The sequence below is a fragment of the Geomonas diazotrophica genome (assembly GCF_019063885.1).
Lineage (GTDB): Bacteria > Desulfobacterota > Desulfuromonadia > Geobacterales > Geobacteraceae > Geomonas > Geomonas diazotrophica.
Map to the genome: position 1 here is coordinate 1,135,325 of NZ_CP077684.1, position 20,381 is coordinate 1,155,705.

Sequence of the window (20,381 nt, forward strand, 5' to 3'; positions counted from 1 at the left end):
GGCCGCCATGTCCGGGAGGAAGGGTTGCAGCAGCATGAGAAGGTGACAAAGCTGGTGGGGTGGTTTGCCAAGGCGGCCGTGCGCCATGCCGAGGCCCTGGAAGTCATGGCAGAGGACCTGGCCGCCGCCGAAGTCGCCGATCTCACCCGCTACTACCGCGCTCTGCAGCGTGAAGGTGGGGTGGCCGAACTGCTCCGCCTGCTTGAAGACCCCGATCCCGTCGTTGCCGGCATGGTGGCCGTCTACGCCATGGGGGAAGCTCCCGAGCGCTGCGTGGCGACGCTCACTGTCATCGCCCGCGAGCCAGGACTGATGGGCTTTCGTGCCCAGGCCGCCTTGGAGCGTTGGGAGAGCGGCGAGTGGGAGAAGTAGAGGCGGCTAGCCTCCGCCGGAGTGCGTACTACAGGGTTTGCGCCCGATTTCATACCATTGAGGGAGGTTACTGTGTCTGAGTTCAACAACGTAACGGTCGTCAAAGAGGCCAATGTCTATTTCGACGGTGGGGTGACCAGCCGTACCATTTTCTTCGCCGACGGGTCGCGCAAGACCTTGGGCATCATGATGCCGGGCGAGTACACTTTCAACACCGGTTCCGCTGAGCTGATGGAGATCATGTCCGGCGAGATGACCGTGCTGCTCCCCGGCTCCCCCGACTGGGTTACCGTCAAGGGTGGCGAGGCCTTCGAGGTTCCTGAAAACTCGAGCTTCAAGCTGAAGGTCACCGCCGTCTCCGATTACTGCTGCTCTTTCCTCTAATAAAGCTGCCCCCGCCCCGGCTTTCCCTGGGGCGGGGGCGCTCCTGGTGAACCCTTGACATCCACCGCATCAGACACGGAAAAGCAGGTCGGCCGTTTCGCGCCGTCTCCAACCGGACCGCTGCACCTGGGCTCCCTGGTCGCCGCCTTGGGCAGCTACCTGGTCGCCAAGAGGGCGGGGGGGCTGTGGCTGTTACGTATGGAGGACCTGGACCTGCCCCGCGTGGTGCCGGGCATCGCCGACGATATGCTGGCGACCCTCGAGAAGCTCGGCTTTCAATGGGACGGCGAGGTGCTGTACCAGAGCAGGCGGACCGAGCATTACCGGGCCGCCGCGGAGCAACTGCAGCGACGCGGTCTCGCCTATGCCTGCGGCTGCACCAGGAGCGAAATAGCCCAGATCGCCTCGGCCCCCCACGAAGATGGGCTGGTTTACCCGGGGCTGTGTCGCAATGGACTGCCGCTCGAAAAGGTGGAACGTGCGCTGCGGATCAAGGTCTACGACGAGGTGATTTCCTTCGATGACGGGATCATGGGGCGCTACAGCCAGCATCTCACCGCATCCTGCGGCGATTTCGTGATCCACCGGGCCGACGGTCCCTACGCCTACCATCTGGCTGTCGTGGTCGACGACGCCGCCTCAGGGGTGAACCAGGTGGTGCGGGGGGCTGACCTGCTGGCCTCGACGCCGCGCCAGATCTACCTGCAGCGCATCTTCGGCTTCCCCACCCCTTCCTACTACCATCTGCCGCTGGTAACCGGCCCTGATGGCGCGAAGCTCAGCAAGCGGGACAACGCGGTTTCCCTCGCTGCCGGCCGTGACCTGGATCGGGAGGGGGGGCGCCTGCTGTTCGCGGCGCTCCGTTTTCTCGGGCAAGCTCCCCCGCCGGAATTGCAGGATGCGGCGCCGGCGGAGCTTCTGGAGTGGGGAATCGCCCATCTCGACGTATCCGCCATCCCCCGCACCCCCGCGCCTTTTGTCTACCCCTGATCCATAAAGGGGGGTGGGGTTTCCTGAGGTCTCGCCGTCGGCGGTGCCTGTTCCCGTTTCTTCAGTCCTTCTCTGATCTGGTCGCTGATCCTCCCGCTCAGTCCTGGTTCTTTGAGCGTGTACCGGATCATCGCATCGTTCAGCGTTTCACATCCAGGCAGAAACAGCAGCATCAGCAGCAGGGACATCCGGAAACTCACCCTTTTTTTCTCCTTTTCTCCACCTCGCGCCATTTTTCCAGTTCCGCCTCGGTAACCGGCTGCCATTGAGGCACCGGTGCCGGATGCCAGTTTTCGTCGACCGCAACCATGGTGAAGACGCCGCTGGCGGCAAGCCGTTTGTTGCCGTCGGTGACATTCTCCGCTTCCACCTCCACCTCGACCTCCATGGAGGTGCGCCCCACGTGGATGATGGTGGCCCGGGAGTAGATCACCTCGCCGACGTTGATCGGCGTGTGGAAGGTGATGCGCTGGGCGCAGGCGGTCACCACCCGCTTGCGGGAATAACGCCAGCAGACCACGCCGGCGGTCTTGTCCATGATGCTCATGATCACGCCGCCGAAGATGTTACCGTAAGAATTGGTATCCTTGGGGAGCAACGTTTCGATCAGCTCCGCTTTTCTGTTCTCCATGGGGTCTCCTTTTCAAATCTGATTTTATCTGCAGGTGAAGGACTCACTCGAGCGCTCCGATGTCTGCCCTTTCGTAATCGGTCGCGGCAGGGCGCGGGAATCAGGCCTCGTTCGCGCGGGCAGTCGCGCCGATGAGCTTTCTGAGCTGAGCGGCGCTGGCCCGTTCCATCGCTCTCCCCGTGATGCTGCTTTTGGTGCGGTTGCGTCGTTCATCCGCCGGGTACACCGAGCACTCGATCTCGACTCCCTGGTCCTCGAGGTAGATGTGCGTGTAATCCCTGATCACCCCTCCCTTCCTGATGGGGACCGTTTCCGTCTGGAACGGGATGTCGCTTTGCCGCAGGAGGCTTTCCACCGCTTCTATGGAGTCGGAGAAAAGGTGGATGTCGATGTCGCTGCGTTCGGTGACCGCGCCGGATAGGACCGAGCCGACCAGGTAGGGCGAGAATTCCTCGAACAGCTCCAGGTAGGAGAGGGCGGTGACCCTGAGCCCCAGCAGCCGCTGAGGCAGGACCTCCTCCTCCCTGGTCGCGATCAGGCGGGCGAGTTCCTCATGGATCTCGGCGTTGGTCGGGAGATGGGAACCCAGGGAGAGCGCCTTCTCAGGGCCGAACCGCTTGGCCGCCTTTCGTTTTGCGTCGCGGTATTCACGGACTCCATCCTCGTACATGAGCCGGGCCGCCTCGCTAGCAATCATCCCACGTATCTTGTCATCCTTTCTCATGTGACGAGTATAGCTGATGGTGTGCGATATGATACGACTTTTAGCGCATTGGCGGATGAAAATTTTCGTGTCATTAAAAAAAGGGATTGACTGTGGAGGCGGCTTTTGCTATAAACAGGATCTCTGTTGAGCGGGAATAACTCAGTGGTAGAGTGCAACCTTGCCAAGGTTGAAGTCGCGGGTTCGAACCCCGTTTCCCGCTCCAATTAATCACCAGAACCCCGGTAGCCCGAAAGGCAGCCGGGGTTTTTCTTTGGTCCAGCACATCAAAGGTTTGAAGAGGAATCACATGACAACCCTACCCGAATGCCCCTCCTGCAGTTCCGCATATACCTACGAAGATGGCGCGCTCTACATCTGTCCCGAGTGCGGCAACGAATGGTCCCAGGCCGAGACGCACAGTGCGGATACGGAGAGCGTGGTTCGTGACGCCTTCGGCAACGTGCTTCAGGACGGAGATTCGGTCACCGTGATCAAGGACCTGAAGATCAAGGGCTCCTCGTCGGTCGTGAAGGTCGGGACCAAGGTGCGCAACATACGTCTCGTCGACGGCGATCACGACATAGACTGCAAGATCGACGGCATCGGCGCCATGCAGTTGAAGTCCGAGTACGTGAAGAAAGCATGAGTCCTAACGTGGTAAAGCTTCAACGCACGGGGGCGCTCTAGTTTCGGGGGAGAGGCCGGCGCCCTCGTGGGATACACACTATGGGAAAACAAAAAGGGGGGACCTGCTGGTCCCCCTTTTTGCGTCAGTTCCTGGAAGGGGTGTTACTGGAGGAAGGTCTCTTCGATGAAATCGGTGACGGCGCAGGGATCGTTCAGGTCCAGCACCGGGACGTCGAGCTCGAGCTCGGCGTCGCTGGCGACCGCGATCAGGGTGGCATCGTAGTTTTCGCCGCGGCAGAGTAAGGAGGTGCTCCTCTCCTGACGGTTCACCTCGATCTTGGGCATGCCGCTCTTCTTGAAACCTTCGGTAACCACGATGTCCATGTCGCCGAAATAGGTCTCGATCAGCTCCTCGATGGGGGGGGACTGGGTGTGCTTCTTGATGATGGCGAGCTTCTCCGGTGAGGAGATAAGCATGGTGTCGGCGCCGGCGGCGGTGAGCCGGTAGCTGTCCTTGCCGGGATGATCGATATCGAAACGGTGCGCGTCATGCTTGATGACCCCCACCTTGTATCCGCGTTCTTTCAGGTGAATGATCACCTTCTCCAGCAGGGTCGTCTTGCCGGTGCCCGATTTTGCCACAAAGGATACTGCCTTTACCGTCATGTGATTCCTCCTGTATTGATAACGTCTTCCGGTGTGTTGAGATTCAGGAAGGCGGTGCCGGCCGGGTCGAGATGCGCGATGGCTTCAGGGTCAACCTCCTTCACCCTCGCCTGCGGATACCAGGCGTAGGCGCAGCATTCGCCCCCCTCCAGCAGTTCCCTTATCGGCTCCAGGCATCTCTTGGAATACAGCGCGAAGAGCGGCTCATACCCGTGCCTGGTTTTCGGGACCACGGCGTCGTACCCCTGTCTGAGTGAGCAGAGGTGCTGCAGGATCGCCTTGCTGGGGAAGGGGAGGTCGCAGGACGACACGAAGATCCACTCGCTGTCCGCGCCGGACAAGCCGGTGTAGACCCCGCCCAGGGAGCTGCCGGGGATGAGGTCGGGGATGACGTCGAGGGAGTAGCCTGCGAAGCGCTCTCCCCGATCGCCTACCAGCATCACCTTGGGAAAACATTCCCGGAACAGGTCGAGCACCCGCTCGAAGAGCGGCCTCCCCTGCAGTTCCAGAAAAGCCTTGTCCCGTCCCATGCGGCGGCTTTTGCCCCCCACCAGGATGATCCCCGTTATGTCGTCCGCCAACAAACCTGGCATCTCTGCTGACTCCGCTTTACAACCCCTTTCCTTACCTCCCAAACCAGCATCGTTTATACCATACCAGCTGTTCGTCGTGGCAGAAATTAAAATCCTCCCCCGGTGTTTGCAGTTATTAAATTTATGCTAACCTCTCCGTTGTCCTTGGGCGCGACATCGGAAGCGTGCCGTCCGGGCATGCCCACGCGCGCGATGGGGGGTGGCCATGTGCAGGATTCTACTCGCTGCTTCAGTCCTTGGTTTGCTGGCAGGCTGCACCATGAACATGCGGCTGGCGGAAAACGGTGCGTCCGCGTCGCCCGGTGGGGTGATCCGGCTCAGGGTCCAGGCGGATGCCCAGCTCAACCGCTACGACAGGAGCTCGCATGCCCTGCTCCTCTGCCTGTACCAGCTCAAGGAGCCGGATGGATTCAGGCAGTTGGCTCAGAACAAGGATGGCGTCCCGAAACTTCTCGAATGTGGCCGCTTCGACGCTTCGGTGGTGAACGCAAAACTCCTGGTTGTACAACCGGGGCAGGCCCTCAGCCAGAGCTGCGACAAGGGGGAGGGAACTCGCTACCTGGGACTCGCGACCGGCTATTACAGCCTCGGCAAGAGGAAGGTTACTGAACTGCTCGCCGTACCATCCCGCGACGCTGCCGAAGCGCTGCAGGGGTTACTGCACCTGGACCTTGGAGCCCAGGAAATAACCAATGCGAGGGTGGAATGAACACGGCGCAGCGAGGCGTATTCTGGCACCAGGGTATGTTCCTGCAGCCGCAGCACTTCCAGCTTGCCGAGCGCGGCATGCACTCCCTGTTTATCCCGTACCAAAGGCATCTCGCGCCGCACTTCTGGGGGGTGTGCCGGGCCGAGGTCCGGATCGTCTCCAAGGGGCTCCGTTCTCTCGAACTGACCAGCGGCGCCTTCCTCTTTCCCGACGGCACCTATATCGAGCTACCGGGCAACGCGGTTGTCGAATCGCGCCTGCTCCCCGAGGAGGGGGTAGGGAAGGGAGCCCCGGTGGCCGTCTATCTGGGGCTGAAGAAATGGCAGGAGCAGGCGGAAAACGTTGCCGTTCGTCATCAGCAGGGTCGTTCCTCGGCGACCTCCGAAACCCGGTACCAGGTCGCGGTCGATGGAAGCCCCTGCCCGGACCTGCACGGTGGCGGTCCAGCCGCGGAAGTTAGGCAGCTGGACCACGTTCTGAAGCTGTTCTGGGAGAGCGAGCTGGAGCTTCTGGGGGACTACCTGCTGATCCCCCTCACCAGGCTTGAGATGCGCGGGGACGAGATCGAAATCTCACCCGCTTTCATCCCCCCCTGTCTTACCATTGCTGCCGTTCCGCTACTGGCGGACCTGGTGCGGGTGATACGGGACCTGGTCGCAGCTCGCTCCCGCCGGTTGGAAAGCGGCAAGAAGCAGCGCGGCGTCCACAGCGCGGAATTCGGGTCCAAGGACATGGTCTACCTCTTCGCCCTCAGGACGCTGAACCGTCACCTCGCCCAGCTCGACCACCTCATCCAGGCCCGCGACATCCACCCCTGGCACCTGTACGGTGTTCTCGCGCAACTCGTTGCCGAGCTCTCCTGCTTTTCCGAGTCCGTAGCCTGCTCAGGCGAATCGGGGGGCGAGCGGAGCCGGTTTCTGCCGGAGTACAGCCACCTCGACCTGGCGGACTGCTTCTCGCAGGCCCACGATCTGATCCTGAAGCTCCTGGATCAGGTCTGCGCAGGACCCGAGTATGCCCTCAGGCTCTGCCACGACGGCAGCTATTACTGTGCAGACCTCAGGCCCTCCCATCTCCAGGACAAAAACCGCTTCTATCTTGCCATTACGACCGAAGCAGACCCCGCCTCGGTCCAGGAATCCCTCACCGGCCTTGCGAAGCTCGCCGTCCGTGAACGCCTTCCTCTCCTGATCGCCCAGGCACTGCCGGGCATCCCCCTGGAGCCCCTGCCCAACCCGCCCCAGGAACTGCCGCGCCGCTCCACGTCACTGTACTTCGCCATCGACAGCCGCTCCGAACATTGGGAGCTGGTGCAAAAATGGAACAACGTCGCTCTCTTCTGGGATCAGGCACCGGACGACCTTGAGGCAGAGTTGATGATCGTCACCAGGGGCTGACCATGAGAGTGATCGATTGCTTCATGCCATTGCTGGCCCATGTCGTCGAGTTCCGTAACGCGCTGCCGCAATGCCCAACCGAGTATGCCCGGTTAAAGGGGGAGATAAGGCAGCTATTGGCGCAATCGGAAGCGCTCTCACAGGGGGCGGGGTGCGATCCCGAGCAGTTCGACCAGGCGCGGTTCATCGTCTGTGCCTGGGTCGACGAAACACTGCTCGCCTCTGAGTGGCCCGACCGGCAACTTTGGCAGCATGAGCAGTTGCAGCGGCTTTTTTACAAGACCACCGACGCCGGCGTCGAAGCGTTCGAGCGGTTGGACGCCCTGGGGGAGCAAAAGGAGGCGCACGAAGTCTATTGCATCTGCCTCGCCCTGGGGTTCCGGGGGCGCTACATCGGCGAGCAGGGGGAGTATTTGCTGGAGCAGTTGAGGACGGCTCATCTGAAGCGTTTTCTGGGTGGAGCGGACACCGTTCCTGCGCTGGATGGCCTTACGCTCTTTCCCGATTCCCTGCCGGGCCTTCCGGCCACCGCAGTCAGGGCGCGACAGCCCGTCTTTGCCACCACCCCGTGGTCGGCGGTGCTGGTAGCGGCACCCGTCATCCTGTTTGTCGTCCTGTACCTCGTGTACCGATACGTGCTGAACGGTCTGGTCCTTCCGAACCTCTAGCGGAGGAGGTGCGTCGTGAAGTACACCGTGCTCACCTACTGCAAATACGTGCTCTTCGGCGCGGCGCTGCTCCCAATCACGCTGATAACCATCGTAATGATTCCTCTGCTTCCCTGGACGTGGCGCATAGGTATCCTACTTCCGTTTATCGTGCTGCTTTTGTGGGGGGCGCTGGAAGGGCTCAAAAAGCTCCTGCAGCGGGGGAAACAGCGCCCCGCGCAGCAGGAACCGGCTTCCGCCGAGGCGCAGCCGGCGCGGGAGGAATCGGTCCGCATTGACCCGTCGTCGGCGGAAACGGTGCGTCAGGACCGGATCCTCGATCTGCAGCAGAGCTTTCGGGCGGCGGTCCGTACCCTGAAGTCTTCACATCTCAAGCAGGAGGGAGATCCTCTGCATGTCCTCCCCTGGTACCTGCTCCTGGGTGCGACCGGTTCTGGCAAGACCAGCGCCGTGCGGGGGGCGCGCCTGCTCTCTCCGTTCTCCGAGGGGACTGAAGAGGGGGCGACGGCCAACTGCTCCTGGCACTTCTACGACCAGGGGATCGTGATAGACACCGCGGGGCGCTATGCGGTCCCGGTTGATCCCGGCACCGACCGGGAAGAGTGGTCCGCCTTCCTGTCGCTGCTGAAAAGGTACAGAAGGACCGAGTACCTAAACGGCGTCATCGTGACCGTCGCTGCCGATAGGCTTGCGGCCCGCGAGCAGGGGGAACTGGAGGAGCTGGAGGAACAGGGACGGCAGTTGCGCTGTCGCATCGAGGAGTTGATCCGCTACCTGGGCGTCACCGTTCCCGTCTACTTGCTCATCACCAAGTGCGACCTGGTAAGCGGCATGAGCGAGTTCTGCGGGCAACTGCCGCCGGAGAGCCTGGACCAGCCCATGGGGCTTTTGAATCGCGAGCTCGATGCCGATGTAACGCGCCTGCTGGAGAGGTTCTCGCTGTCGGTGGATCGAGGGTTAGGGATGTTGCGGCTATTGCTGCTGCATCGCCATTCGCCCACGCCTCCGACGGGGCGCCTGCTGCTCTTACCTGACCGGCTGCGATCGCTGCGCCCAGGTCTCGATCTATTCATGCCTGCCGCCTTTGGTCGGAACCATTACCAGGAAACCCCGCTTCTGCGCGGCATCTACCTGTGCAGCGCGCTCCCGCTCCGAAGCTCCTCACCCGCCGTCGCCGGCGAGATGCACTCCGCCGGGGTTGCTCGCGCCCCTTTTCTCCACGATTTCTTCGAGAAAGTCCTGCCGCGGGACCGCGGGCTCTGGAGCCCAAGCGCCCGCGCTTTGAAATGGCGGCATCTCTCGGGCAACCTGGCCCTGGTCGGCTGGCTGCTGGTCGGCGTCTCACTTTGCGCCATGCTCACCTGTGCCTTCGTCAAAAACATCGGCGTCCTGCGGCAGGCTTCGGCCGCTGCAGTCGGCGCTCCTCAGCTCAAAGGCGACACCGCCGCCGATCTTGCCGCCCTTGAAACCATGCGCCGTGCCATCGTCGAAGTGGAGCAGAAGAACCGGAACTGGTGGGTGCCGCGCTTCGGCCTGAGCCGCAGCGACCAGGTCGAGCAGGCACTGAAGGGGCGTTACTGCCAGCAATACCGCAGCTACTTGCTGGCGCCGTTCGACGCGGAGATGACGGCCACGCTGGACGCTCTTTCTCCGGCCCTCCCTGATTCCGCCTACGGCGGGCTGGTCCTGCACCTGAGCCGGCGCTGCAACCTCCTTAAAGCACGGCTTGCCGGAGAGGATCCGTCCGATATGGCGGCCCGACCGGTTCCGCAATACCGGGTGCTGGCATCGCAGGCACAGGGGTGGTCGGATCCCGCCGGCGGGACTCTTTACCTCTCCTACGTCGCCTGGCTCGTCGATCCCGCCCAAATCGCGGAGGAGTTGCAGCGGCTGCAACTGCTGCTCAAACGCCTGGTGCTGTTGAAAGGGGGGGATTTCGGCTGGGTCATCGGGTACGTGAACCAGGAGGAAAAGGGCGCGCCGATTTCCCTGAGGGATTTCTGGGGAGGATCGAGGTCTCTTCCCGACGAGTTCGCCCTGGCGCCCTCCTTCACCCGCAACGGAAGGGAGCGCATCACGGCCCTGCTCGGGGAACTCGGCGCGGCGTACCCGGACCGGAGTGCGGTGGAACGGGCGCGGGGGGCATTCTGGCGCAGCTACCGCCAGGCCGCTTTTAACGCCTGGCAGACCTTCGCGGCACAGTTGCCCAATGGCGCCCACCGCCTGCTCGCGCCCAGGGAGTGGCAAAGCGCGGCGGCCGCCATGGCGGGGGAGCAGGGGCCCTACTTCAGTTTCATGCGACGCGCCCTCTCCGAGCTGCAGCCCTTCGACGGCTCGGACCCCCTGCCGGTGTGGATCGCGGGGCTGTACCGTTTCCAGGCCTTGAAAGGTGCCGGCCCGGGCGGGGTCGCATCCTCCCTCGCGGGACAGGCAAGCAGGGTAGCCGGTTCCATCGGCAGGCTGGGTGGGAAAAAAGACGGCCTTCCTGACGGTGATCCCGGGGCAAACCCGGCCAGGGAGTATCTGAACGCTGTGGCGCGGATTGCACCGGTGGCTAAATCGAGGGCTCTGGCACACCGGATGGCGCTGCAGGCCTTCAGCGATTCCAGTGAAGGCGGCAAGTCACCCCTGTTCCAGGCGGCAGAAGCCGCGCAGCGGCTGAACCAGCTCCTCGTGCAGGGGCAGGGGGACGACACCTTCGCCCGTCTCGTCTACGGCCCCATAACCTTCTACGGTACCTACATCCGCATGGAAACTGCCTGCGCTCTCCAGGCGCAGTGGGAACAGACGGTGCTGAAGGAGGTACAGGGAAGCCGCGACCCCCAGACCCTTCAGTACCTGCTCGGCAAGGACGGGCCGGTCTGGAAGTACGTCGGCGATTACGCCAACCCCTTTATCGCCTGGAGCCCTGCACGCGGCTACTATCCGAAGTCCGCACTCGGAGGGGCGATTCCGTTCAAGCCTGAGTTTTACTCGTTCCTGGCGCAGGGGGGGAGGGCCAAGGTTGCCGCCGCTGCCGGCACTCCCAAGCCGGTGTACCAGGTCACCATCAAGGGACTGCCGACCGATGCCAATGCCGAAGCACGCATCAAACCCCAGGGGACGCGGCTCGAGCTGCACTGCGCCACCGGCGTGCAGGCCATGGTCAACATGAATTATCCGGTGAGTAGGCCGTTCATTTACATGCCTGAGGCCTGCAGCGATGTCGTGCTGCAGATCGAGGTAGGCGACACCACCCTCACCAGGAGATATTCCGGCAGCCGCGGTTTTCCCGAATTCCTTCGCGACTTCCCGGCCGGACGGCACACCTTTTACCCGCGCAATTTCCCGCGCGAAAAGGAAGTCCTGGAACGGTTGGGGGTGCGGTTCATCAAGGTCAACTACCAGCTCTTCGGTGCAGGCGACCTGTCGGCACAGCAGGCCGAGCCGTTGCCGGCAAGGGTTCCGGTGAAAATCGCGGAGTGCTGGGACTAGGAGGAGCCGATGATCAGGGATCTTTCCGTCGAGAAGCTGTTACTGCCCATCTCCTCAGAAAGCCCCGCCGGAAGCGACCTTCGCTACACGACGGTTTACGAGGAGATCATGGAGGCGCGCCGCTGTGAGGATGCAGTCGCCATGGGAGACTGGCAGCACGACGTCAAGCAGGCGAACTGGGACAAGGTGATCTCCCTGGCGGCCACAGTCCTCGGCACCAGGAGCAAGGATCTGCAGATAGCGGCATGGCTGGCCGAAGCCCTCACGGTGACCGAAGGCTTTGCCGGTCTGGAGTTGGGACTGGAGCTGACCACCGGGCTTACGGAGCTCTTCTGGGAAACCGTTTATCCGCAGACGGAGGAGGGTGATCTCGAGTACCGGGCCACTCCTTTTCGATTCCTGGACGGGAAAGTCGCCTTGCAGGTCAGGCAGATCCCGCTTACCGACCCGGAGCTCACCCCGGGATACTCGTGGCATGAATGGCGGCGGTCACGGGAGGTAGGCTCCGAGGCGGATGTGAGGAACCGCTATGGCGAGGTCGACGAGGACAAAAAGAGCCGCCGGGAACAGTTGCTGGCGGAGTCCGCCGTAAGTCCCGAAGAATTCGATGCCGCAGTCGCACGCTCCAGCGGGGGGTATGCCGCGGCGCTCTGCGAACGGCTCGCCGCGTGTAGCCAAAGAGTTCAGCGCCTGGCAAAGGTGCTCGATGACAAATTTCCGTCGGCACCGAGTCTTTACGAGCTTTCCTCTGCCGTAGATGACTGCAGGATGCTCGTCGACACGCTGTATCGGGAACAGGCAGAGAATCACGCAACCGCCCCGATGGCAGGGGGGGCGGAGGCGGCGATCACCGGAGATTTGAACGACCTGCACGCGGAGAAGGCAGCGGTTCGGCAAGTGTCGGATCTTCCCGCAGCCGCTTCAGTGGCATCGGTGGCGGGGCTGCCCGAGCACTCCCTGTGGGGAGAGGCGCTGGCCAGGTTCGAGTCGGGGGGATTGCAGGAGGCCTTGGCAATGCTCCTTTACTCCGGCAACGGCGCCGACTCGATCCGGGATCGAAACCGGGTCAGGCTCCTGATGGGCAAGCTGTGCCTCAAGGCAGGTAGGTCCGACCTGGCCCGCCCCATCATAGAGGAGCTGCACGGGATTATCGAGGAACTGCACCTGGAGCGTTGGGAGTCGCCGCTTTGGGTCGCGGAGGTGCTGGTCGCCTACTACCAGTGCCTTCAGGCAGGCGGTCCTCGTGAGTGCGACCTCGATCTCTCGCAGGCGCTGTTCCGTCGCATCTGTCTGCTCGACGTCACCAAGGCGATGCCGTACTCCCACTAGGAGGCGGCAGAAGGAGAGACCATGGCTATTTCGGAAAGTGTGCAACACAGGCTGGAGCGGGTGAGGGCGCCTCGGGTCCGCATCACCTACGACGTCGAGGTCGACGACGGCGTGGAGGTAAAGGAGATCCCCTTTGTCGTGGGAGTGCTCTCCGATCTGTCTGGTATGCCGGACAGCCCACCGCCCAAGCTCAGGGAAAGGAAGTTCGTGGAGATAGACAGGGACAATTTCAGCCGGGTGATGGAGGGGATGAGGCCGCGGCTCGCCTTCAAGGTCGACAACACGCTGTGCGGCGACGGATCGCAACTCGGTGTGGAGCTGCGTTTCTCCAACCTGGATGACTTCCACCCCGAGAGCGTGGTTCAACAGGTGGAGCCGCTTCGGAGACTGGTCGAGGCGCGACGTCGGCTTTCCGACCTTTTGCTCCGTCTGGACGGCAACGACCGGCTCGATGAGCTGCTGCAGGACCTGCTCGCGGGCGACGCCCTCAAGTCTATCTGCCACCGCCCCGACAGCGGCGGCGGAACCGACGGCGAGAGCGCCTGAAAAGGAGGGAGGCATGGAAGAGCTCACTAGAGAGAAGCAGGTGCAGTTCGACGCGCCGCAGCCAGCCCCGCAGTTGCTCGAACTCATCGCCACCGAAGGGCGCCTTGCGCGCTGCGAAGAGCAGCGAGGATACGCGCAGGAGATGCTGGTCGAACTGGTACAGCAGGTGCTGGCAGGGGAGATGGTGTTCAGCGGTGACACCGAGCGGATGCTCCATGGGAGGATCGCCGAGATCGACCGACTGATCAACGACCAGGTGAACGAGATCATCCATCATGCCGAGTTCCAGAAACTGGAGGCTTCCTGGCGCGGCCTCACCTACCTGGTGCACCAGGCGGAAACCGGGACCAATTTGAAGATCCGGGTGCTGAACGCGTCCAAGCAGGAGCTGGCCAAGGACATGGAGAAGGCGGCCGAGTTCGACCAGTCGACGCTCTTCAAGAAGGTCTACGAGGAGGAGTTCGGCAGTTTCGGTGGCGCCTCGTATGGCTGCTTGGTCGGGGACTACGAGTTCGGCAACACGCCGCAAGACCTGTCGCTGCTGACCCGGATGTCGGAGGTTGCCGCGGCGGCGCATGCTCCGCTGATCACCTCGGCCGCTTCGACCCTCTTGGGGGTGGAAAGCTATGCCGGACTCGACGGACCGAGGGATCTGGCCAAGGTGTTCCAGGGAGCCGACTACGCCCGGTGGCGTTCCTTCCGGATGTCCGAGGACGCGAAGTACGTAGCACTTTGCCTGCCGCATGTGCTGATGCGGCTGCCGTACGGACCGGATAGCGATCCGGTCGAGTCGTTCCAGCTCGAGGAAGTTACCGGCGGCGACCACGCCAAGTATCTCTGGGGCAACGCCGCCTACTGTCTTGCCGGCCGCATCACCGACGCCTTCTCGAGGTACGGTTGGACCGCGGCGATCCGCGGCGTGGAAGGGGGAGGGGCGGTTGCCGATCTGCCGATCCACACCTTCGATACGGGGGAAGGGGAACTGGCAGCGAAGTGCCCGACCGAGATCGCCATCACCGACCGGCGCGAGAAGGAACTCGCCGATCTCGGCTTCGTCCCCCTGGTGCACTGCAAGGGGACCGACATGGCGGCGTTCTTCAGCGTCCAGAGCGTACACAAGCCCAAACTCTATGATACCGATGCCGCCAACGCTAACGCGAGGCTTTCCGCCCAACTCCAGTACATCCTGGCAGTCTCCCGCTTTGCCCATTACCTGAAGGCGATGATGAGGGACAAAGTCGGCAGCTTCGGGACCAGGAAAAACGTCGAGGATTATCTGAACCGCTGGATCAGCAGGTACGTGCTGCTGGACGACGATGCGGGACAGGAGATGAAAGCCCGCTTTCCGCTGAGAGAGGCCCGCGTCGAGGTATTCGATCAGCCGGGGCGGCCGGGATGCTACCGGGCCGTCGCTTTCCTGAAGCCGCACTATCAGCTCGATGAGCTCACCATTTCTCTAAGGCTCGTCGCAAACCTGCCCTCGCCCCGGACGGGCTGAACTGAGTCAAGACCACCATGAAAAGGAGGATGCCTCATGGCTTTCGATGCGTTTTTGAAGATAGAAGGGATCCCGGGAGAGAGTAACGATGACAGGCACAAGGAGTGGATCGAGGTCCTTTCCTACAACTTCTCCGTCAGCCAGCGCTCCTCCGGCACGGCGAGCAGCGCCGGGGGAGCCTCCGCCGAGAGGGCGAGCTTTTCCGACTTCAGCATCGTCAAGGTGCTGGACAAGGCGAGCCCCAAGCTGTTCGAGGCCTGCGCCACCGGCAAGCATATCCCCAGTGTCACCCTGGAAATCTGCCGCGCCGGCGGGGACAAGCTGAAATACATGGAATACAAGCTCAGCAACGTCATCATCAGCCTGAACCGCCCGGGCGGCAGCGCACACGGCGGCGAAGCCATTCCCGTCGAGGAGATCGCCTTCAACTACGGCAAGATCGAACTCGCCTACACCCAGCAAAACCGCTCCGACGGCTCCGGCGGTGGGCAGGTGGCGTCAGGGTGGAACCTCGAGACCAACAAGAAAGTGTGATGCAATCTGCCAGATGGCTGGAGGGTGCATGCGATACCACCCGGAAGCAGTGAAGTCCTTATTGGACAGGCTCACCGACGGCGATCCGGATTGTCCGGCTGACATCGCCTGCTCCTCCCGCAGCAGCGTGAAGTCGTTGATTGACTCGGTGCTGCGCGATCTGGAGAACCTTTTCAATACCAGATCCTTCCGGGCTCTGAACCCGCACAGGGGGCTGGCCCCGCAAGTGCCAGTCCCCCTCGTTTCCCACCTGCAGTACTCGATTCTTGGTTATGGCAGCCGTGACTTCAGCCTGGAGAACCCGCGCTCACACCGTGTGCAGCAGGCGATTCGCCTGGAAATCATAAGGCTCCTTGAGTGTTTCGAGCCGCGACTGAAGGACGTGACGGTGTCTTTAGGACCGGCGCAGGGAGAGCGGGCCCTGAACTTCCGGATCGAGGCGTTACTGCAAGTCGAGGCGGTAGCACTCCCGACAGCCTTTGACACCCATTTCGACATCAACAGCGGCAGCTATACCATCCTTTCGTGATCGACTATGCCCGATAACATCCTCAACTACTTCGAAAGAGAGCTCAGCTACCTGCGCGACATGGGAAGCTGTTTCGCCAGGAAGTATCCCAAGGTGGCGGGGAGGCTCCTGCTTGAGCCGGGCAAGTGCGAGGACCCGCACACCGAGCGGCTGATAGAGGCTTTCGCCTTTCTCTGCGCCCGCATCCAGTGCAAGATCGACGATGGGCTGCCGGAGATCACCCAGGCGCTTTTGCAGGTTGTCTATCCGCAACTGACGGCTCCGATCCCGTCCTGCGCGGTGGTGAAGTTCGCGCCACTCTTCAGGAACGTGCCGCAGGGGGGGTACGAGATCGCCAAAGGGACGCCTCTCTTCTCCAAACCGGTTGACGGCGTGCCCTGCCAATTCAGGACTGCCTACCCTGTCGTCCTTCGGCCCGTTGAGGTCATCGATGCGTCGTTGGAGACGCCTGTAAAGCTGGTAAAAGGCGCACAGCAGGTGGTGCGGGTTCGGTTGTTGCTGCACGGCGCCGCCGGCTTTTCGTGCGACACGCTGCGCTTTTACCTGAACGGCCAGCCCCAGCACGTCTTCCCGCTGTACCAGCTACTGCTGAATCACCTTTGCCGTGTTGAACATGTGCCGGCCGGTGCATCGGTCGCTGATTCCCTGCAACTGTCACCCGGTTGTCTGCAACCTGTCGGTTATGCTGCAGACGAGGACCTTCTGCCGTACCCTGAGCAATCTTTCCCGGGGTATCGGCTGCTCCTCGAGTACTTCGCCTTTCCGCACAAGTTCCTTTTCATCGATCTCAGCGGGCTGTCGGTGCTATGGAAAGATGCGGCCCTCGGTGATGCGATTGACCTGCTTTTTTACCTCGACACCGCTGCGCCGGAGTCCATGGCGGTCGGGGCAGAGACTTTCTGTCTCTATGCGACCCCCGTCGTCAACGCTTTCCAGAAGATAGCGGAGCCGATCAGGCACAACCACGGCAAGAGCGAGTACAGGATCGTTCCCGACCTGAGACGTGAGGGCGCCCTCGAGGTACTTAGTGTAGATGAAGTCACGGCTACCGAGGCAACTTCCCCCGGTGAGGTAAAGCAGTATCGCCCCGTATTCTCAGGGGACGGCGGGGAGGATAGTGCAGGCTTATGGCAGATGCAGCGGCGGCCGGCATCGCGCCTGCACGACGGCGGAACCGACGTGTTTCTTTCCGTTTGCGAGCTTCTCCAAACTGCGATTGTTCCGTTGGAAGAAACGCTTCTGGTCCGAGTCACCTGCTCCAACCGCAACCTCCCAGTTAGGCTTCCTTTCGGGGATCCTGCCGGAGATTTCGACACCGAATCTACCGCACCACTCGCCTTCATCAACTGCCTTCTCAAACCGACGCCCTCTCTACGTCCGTTCCTCGATGGGGGGCAGCAACGCCGTCTGATCTCCCATCTCTCCCTGAACTACATTTCCCTTGTCGAAGGAGGTGCCCGAGCGCTGAGGCAACTCCTGTCGCTGTATGACTTTGCCTCGTCCTCTGCCACCCGGCACCAGATAAGCGGCATCGTGTCGGTAAGGTCCCGAACGGTTACCAGGAGAATAGGAGCAGGATTCTGCCGCGGGTTGGAAGTGACCGTGGTCTTCGACGAAGAGAGGTACGTCGGCAGCGGCGTTTACCTGTTCGCCTCCATTCTCGAGAGGTTCCTGGGGCAGTACGTGGCGGTCAACTCATTCGTGCAGCTTGTGGCCGTGAGCGCAAGCAACGACGCGGTCATCAACCGGTGGCCTCCCCGAACCGGCGACAAGGTGCTGCTGTGAAAGGGACTGCGCCGAATCCGACTGGCAGCGGTTTCTTTGCGACCGTCCGCCTGCTCGAAAGGATGTATCGGGGCCGCCACGAGGTAGAAGCACCCTCATCGCCAGACACGGAAAAGATTCGCTTCACAGTTAGGAAAGGTTTTGCGTTCCCGACAGGCGACGTCACCGGGATTACCTTTGGTGAGGACGGATCTGCCAAAGTTGAAGTTGCCCTGATGGGGCTGATCGGTCCGTCCGGAGTGTTGCCGCATTGGTACCATGAACTGCTTTTGGAGCGGGAGAGGGTGAACGATCACGCCATGGGCGACTTCTATGACCTCTTTCATCACCGCCTCATCTCCATCTTTTACCGTGGTTGGAAGCGCAACTCGCTTTTGTCACAGAAGAAAAGCGATAACAGCGATGTCGTCCCCAATCATCTCTTCAGCTTTCTTGGACTCGGGACCGAGGGACTCCGGGAAAAGCTCTCAGCATCGGAGGAGGCATTGCTTCACTTCTGCGGCCTGGCAAGTCGGCAGACGGCGTCAGCCGGCACGATCGCCCGAATCGTGCAAAGTCTGCTCGGCGTGGATGCCGAGGTCGAGCCTTTTGTGCCGCGTACAGTCAACCTGGAGCCGTCGGACCAGACCATGCTGGGCCAGAACAATTGCCTCCTAGGTGTCGACGCCGTCTGTGGCGGCCAGACCTGCGACATTCAGTCCACCTTCCGGCTTTGTCTGGGGCCTATGGCTTTCCAAGACCTTATTGACCTGTCGTCACACTTGAGACTGAAGCAGCTGGTTTCACTGGTCACGTTCCTGGTGGGACCCGAATGCGAAATCGAGGTCCGGCTCATTTTGAGGAGAGAGGAAGTTCCCGGGTGCATACTCGGCGCGGCAACTACCGATGCAGCAAGGCTTGGCCGTTCCACCTGGCTCAAAGCACCAGGCTCCGTGCTCGATGCGGACCCGTTCGTGACCATCGATCCCGACGAAGTCTCGAATTTGACAGCTTCGTAAAAGTGGGGAAGCCATGTATGCAGATGCGATAAAGAGGGCACTGGCGCCAGAGTTAGCGCGCAAGAAGTCGCAGGAACTGCAGGAAGCCGCTGCCCGGAAAACCGATGCCATGCGCCAGCACGAGTACATGGTGGCACGACAGTCCATACTTGGTGATTTTTCCGCACTGCCGATCTCTGCCAGTCAGGAATGCATAACAAACGCAAAGGCTGCACGCCGCAGAGAGCGTCTGCAATTGGTAAGTAGTGAAATCGTCGCCTGCCCAAGGCATGCGGCTCAAGCCGCGCGCCTACGTAAAGACATGGATGAAGTGGAAAACATGCGGTGCGCGAAGCACGTGTACCTGGCAAATGATCCGGAAGCCCCCCGGGAACTACGAGATAACCCGCCGCCGGGCTTCCTGAAGCCAACGGCGGAGCAACTTGAGGCGATGGGGCTATCCGAAAACATGCTGACGCCGGAAGGAAGCCAATTCAGAGCAGCTGTTTATATTAAGGACCCTGCGGTGTGGGGGGCGTTCTCGAAGCCTCCTGCTGTATTGGCTTTCAGAGGGTCAACTGCCTCCGCTGAAGACTGGGAGAACAACTTCAACCAAGATGCAAATCAAGAAGCCCCTTATTACCGCCAGGCTGTAAAGATTGGAAACAGATTGTCTGCGAATGCTGCAGATATGCAGATCGTCGGGCATTCGCTGGGCGGAGGCTTAGCCAGTGCAGCCCAAGGTGGAAGCGGTCTTATTGCTTCAACGTACAATGCTGCTGGCTTACATCCCGCTACCGTAGCACGATACTCGCAGGACGCGAACCATGTGGCAGCGGAGGCTGGGAAAATCACTGCGATAAGAATTAAGGGCGAAGTGCTTACTACCACTCAGGAAGATCTAATAGGGTCGCAAGGGCTATCACTCCTAGCAAACGATGCCGTCGGGGTCAAAAAATATATTCTACCGTCTCATAACAAATCTTATTTTCACCAGCTTCAACATGAAAAGAAGGTTGATCCTAACGATGATTACGCAACTTACTTACACGGAATGGATGAGATAATTAATTCAACTGAAAAGAATAAGGCGTCAGATGAAGCAGCAATCAACAGTTGCAGGGGCAAAAGGAGGGCCCAATGACGAAAACTTCGTTCATTTTACTGTTGACTATAGGAGTAATAGCCATGCTGACTACAACCGCACAAGCCGCACCGACGTTTAAATTGAAGGCGCCCGCCTATTATTTCTCAGACAAAAGAACATTGGCCTTGGTCGATGCAGCCTTGGCAGGGGATCTACGTTCAGCCAAACTTGCAGTGGCCCAAGGGGCAAATCCAAATGATGAGGGGCCTCTGCAGAACAAGTACAATCGCTTGCGTCCGCTTCATTATGCGATTGCTGCAAACAATAAGGATGCCGTGAGAGTTCTGGTTTCAGTAGGTGCAGACCCTGAATTGAGTGCATTGGGATACGGAAGATCTTTCCTGTTTGCGATGACTCTAGAAAACCTCGACATCATTTCTCTGTTATTGGATCTGAGGCCGATTACTTCCCTCCGCAAAGAAACCATCGAGTACATCCTTTTCGGATCTGTGAACCAGCAATGCTGGAAATGCTTAGAACTCTTTCTGAAGCGAGGCGCTCCTATAGATTACCCCGATGGCCCAGGTTATACGGTGATGATGGCCGCAATGGATTGCCAGGACTATGAAATGGCTGAGAAGTTGCTCCAACACGGCGCATCCGTGCATGTAGAAACCAAAAATGGCGTGACGCCTGCATACTCCGTAGAGTTCCACCTAAAGAAGTTCATCCCCGGCAGCCCCACGTACAAAAAGGTGCTTCATCTGAAGGAGATGATGGCTGCGCGCGGCGCGGTTTTCCCTGCGTCGAGCCCGGAAGAGGTGCGGGCCAGACGCGAAAAGCAAAATGGGTCGTTGTCGCATAACAGGTGAGGTGTAG

The 20,381-nt window shown here is 60.9% G+C and carries 22 protein-coding genes and 1 tRNA gene; 18 read left to right on the forward strand and 5 right to left on the reverse strand.

Annotated elements, in window-relative coordinates; all coding sequences use genetic code 11:
* Positions 1-24: 24 nt before the first annotated feature.
* The 3 genes from KP003_RS04975 (at position 25) to gluQRS (ending at position 1,746) form a co-directional block, all read left to right on the forward strand.
* Positions 25-372: a hypothetical protein gene (locus KP003_RS04975; RefSeq protein WP_216498324.1), complete on the forward strand. Its 348-nt coding sequence runs from the start codon at positions 25-27 to the stop codon at positions 370-372.
* Positions 373-444: 72 nt separating this feature from the next.
* Positions 445-756: a pyrimidine/purine nucleoside phosphorylase gene (gene ppnP / locus KP003_RS04980; RefSeq protein WP_216498323.1), complete on the forward strand. Its 312-nt coding sequence runs from the start codon at positions 445-447 to the stop codon at positions 754-756.
* Between the two features lie 54 nt (positions 757-810).
* The gene (gene gluQRS, locus KP003_RS04985) at positions 811-1,746 is read left to right on the forward strand and encodes a tRNA glutamyl-Q(34) synthetase GluQRS (RefSeq protein ID WP_216498322.1); all 936 of its coding nucleotides are present in this window, start codon (positions 811-813) and stop codon (positions 1,744-1,746) included.
* Here the strand turns inward: gluQRS and KP003_RS04990 are convergent.
* The 3 genes from KP003_RS04990 to KP003_RS05000 form a co-directional block, all read right to left on the reverse strand.
* Positions 1,737-1,934: a hypothetical protein gene (locus KP003_RS04990; protein WP_216498321.1), complete on the reverse strand. Its 198-nt coding sequence runs from the start codon at positions 1,932-1,934 to the stop codon at positions 1,737-1,739. The genes gluQRS and KP003_RS04990 overlap by 10 nt on opposite strands.
* Positions 1,935-1,942: 8 nt before the next feature.
* Positions 1,943-2,377 carry an acyl-CoA thioesterase gene (locus KP003_RS04995; protein WP_216498320.1) on the reverse strand — a complete coding sequence of 145 codons (435 nt, stop codon included), beginning with the start codon at positions 2,375-2,377 and terminating at the stop codon, positions 1,943-1,945.
* Positions 2,378-2,477: 100 nt separating this feature from the next.
* On the reverse strand, positions 2,478-3,101 hold the full coding sequence (locus KP003_RS05000; RefSeq protein ID WP_216498319.1) for a hypothetical protein: 624 nt from the start codon (positions 3,099-3,101) through the stop codon (positions 2,478-2,480).
* 130 nt (positions 3,102-3,231) lie between these two features.
* Between KP003_RS05000 and KP003_RS05005 the strand changes: the two genes are divergently transcribed.
* Positions 3,232-3,306 (forward strand) — tRNA-Gly (locus tag KP003_RS05005).
* 84 nt (positions 3,307-3,390) lie between these two features.
* On the forward strand, positions 3,391-3,729 hold the full coding sequence (locus tag KP003_RS05010; protein ID WP_216498318.1) for a zinc ribbon domain-containing protein YjdM: 339 nt from the start codon (positions 3,391-3,393) through the stop codon (positions 3,727-3,729).
* 143 nt (positions 3,730-3,872) lie between these two features.
* On the opposite strand, the gene mobB is transcribed toward KP003_RS05010, so the two are convergent.
* Both mobB and mobA read right to left on the reverse strand, forming a co-directional pair.
* Positions 3,873-4,376 (reverse strand): molybdopterin-guanine dinucleotide biosynthesis protein B, encoded by a 504-nt coding sequence (gene mobB, locus KP003_RS05015; protein ID WP_216790836.1) that lies wholly within the window; start codon positions 4,374-4,376, stop codon positions 3,873-3,875.
* Positions 4,373-4,969, reverse strand: coding sequence for a molybdenum cofactor guanylyltransferase (gene mobA / locus KP003_RS05020; protein ID WP_217300422.1), 597 nt, complete (start codon positions 4,967-4,969; stop codon positions 4,373-4,375). The genes mobB and mobA overlap by 4 nt, the downstream gene beginning before the upstream one ends.
* A 205-nt stretch (positions 4,970-5,174) precedes the next feature.
* Between mobA and KP003_RS05025 the strand changes: the two genes are divergently transcribed.
* The 13 genes from KP003_RS05025 to KP003_RS05085 are packed head-to-tail and all read left to right on the forward strand — an operon-like array spanning position 5,175 to position 20,374.
* The gene (locus KP003_RS05025; protein ID WP_217300423.1) at positions 5,175-5,678 is read left to right on the forward strand and encodes a type VI secretion lipoprotein TssJ; all 504 of its coding nucleotides are present in this window, start codon (positions 5,175-5,177) and stop codon (positions 5,676-5,678) included.
* Positions 5,675-7,075 (forward strand): type VI secretion system baseplate subunit TssK, encoded by a 1,401-nt coding sequence (gene tssK / locus KP003_RS05030; RefSeq protein WP_217300424.1) that lies wholly within the window; start codon positions 5,675-5,677, stop codon positions 7,073-7,075. Before KP003_RS05025 ends, tssK begins: the two co-directional genes overlap by 4 nt.
* 2 nt (positions 7,076-7,077) lie before the next feature.
* On the forward strand, positions 7,078-7,743 hold the full coding sequence (locus tag KP003_RS05035; RefSeq protein ID WP_216790842.1) for a DotU family type IV/VI secretion system protein: 666 nt from the start codon (positions 7,078-7,080) through the stop codon (positions 7,741-7,743).
* Between the two features lie 15 nt (positions 7,744-7,758).
* Positions 7,759-11,217, forward strand: coding sequence for a type VI secretion protein IcmF/TssM N-terminal domain-containing protein (locus KP003_RS05040; protein ID WP_217300425.1), 3,459 nt, complete (start codon positions 7,759-7,761; stop codon positions 11,215-11,217).
* Between the two features lie 9 nt (positions 11,218-11,226).
* Positions 11,227-12,546, forward strand: a complete 1,320-nt coding sequence (gene tssA / locus KP003_RS05045) for a type VI secretion system protein TssA (RefSeq protein WP_217300426.1) — start codon at positions 11,227-11,229, stop codon at positions 12,544-12,546.
* 21 nt (positions 12,547-12,567) lie between these two features.
* Positions 12,568-13,092: a type VI secretion system contractile sheath small subunit gene (gene tssB / locus KP003_RS05050; RefSeq protein ID WP_217300427.1), complete on the forward strand. Its 525-nt coding sequence runs from the start codon at positions 12,568-12,570 to the stop codon at positions 13,090-13,092.
* Positions 13,093-13,105: 13 nt separating this feature from the next.
* Positions 13,106-14,590, forward strand: coding sequence for a type VI secretion system contractile sheath large subunit (tssC, locus tag KP003_RS05055; RefSeq protein WP_217300428.1), 1,485 nt, complete (start codon positions 13,106-13,108; stop codon positions 14,588-14,590).
* Positions 14,591-14,626: 36 nt separating this feature from the next.
* Complete coding sequence (locus KP003_RS05060; protein WP_217300429.1) at positions 14,627-15,124, forward strand: Hcp family type VI secretion system effector; 498 nt, start codon at positions 14,627-14,629, stop codon at positions 15,122-15,124.
* A 28-nt stretch (positions 15,125-15,152) separates the two neighbouring features.
* Entirely contained in the window at positions 15,153-15,653 is a 501-nt protein-coding gene (gene tssE / locus KP003_RS05065) for a type VI secretion system baseplate subunit TssE (RefSeq protein WP_217300430.1), read from the forward strand.
* Between the two features lie 6 nt (positions 15,654-15,659).
* Positions 15,660-17,438 carry a type VI secretion system baseplate subunit TssF gene (tssF, locus tag KP003_RS05070; RefSeq protein WP_217300431.1) on the forward strand — a complete coding sequence of 593 codons (1,779 nt, stop codon included), beginning with the start codon at positions 15,660-15,662 and terminating at the stop codon, positions 17,436-17,438.
* A complete protein-coding gene (tssG, locus tag KP003_RS05075) occupies positions 17,435-18,436 on the forward strand; it encodes a type VI secretion system baseplate subunit TssG (RefSeq protein WP_216790858.1) in 1,002 nt (333 codons plus the stop codon). Before tssF ends, tssG begins: the two co-directional genes overlap by 4 nt.
* Before the next feature lie 13 nt (positions 18,437-18,449).
* Positions 18,450-19,559, forward strand: a complete 1,110-nt coding sequence (locus tag KP003_RS05080) for a Tle-like phospholipase domain-containing protein (protein WP_216790860.1) — start codon at positions 18,450-18,452, stop codon at positions 19,557-19,559.
* Between the two features lie 44 nt (positions 19,560-19,603).
* A complete protein-coding gene (locus KP003_RS05085; RefSeq protein WP_239027615.1) occupies positions 19,604-20,374 on the forward strand; it encodes an ankyrin repeat domain-containing protein in 771 nt (256 codons plus the stop codon).
* Positions 20,375-20,381 lie beyond the last annotated feature (7 nt).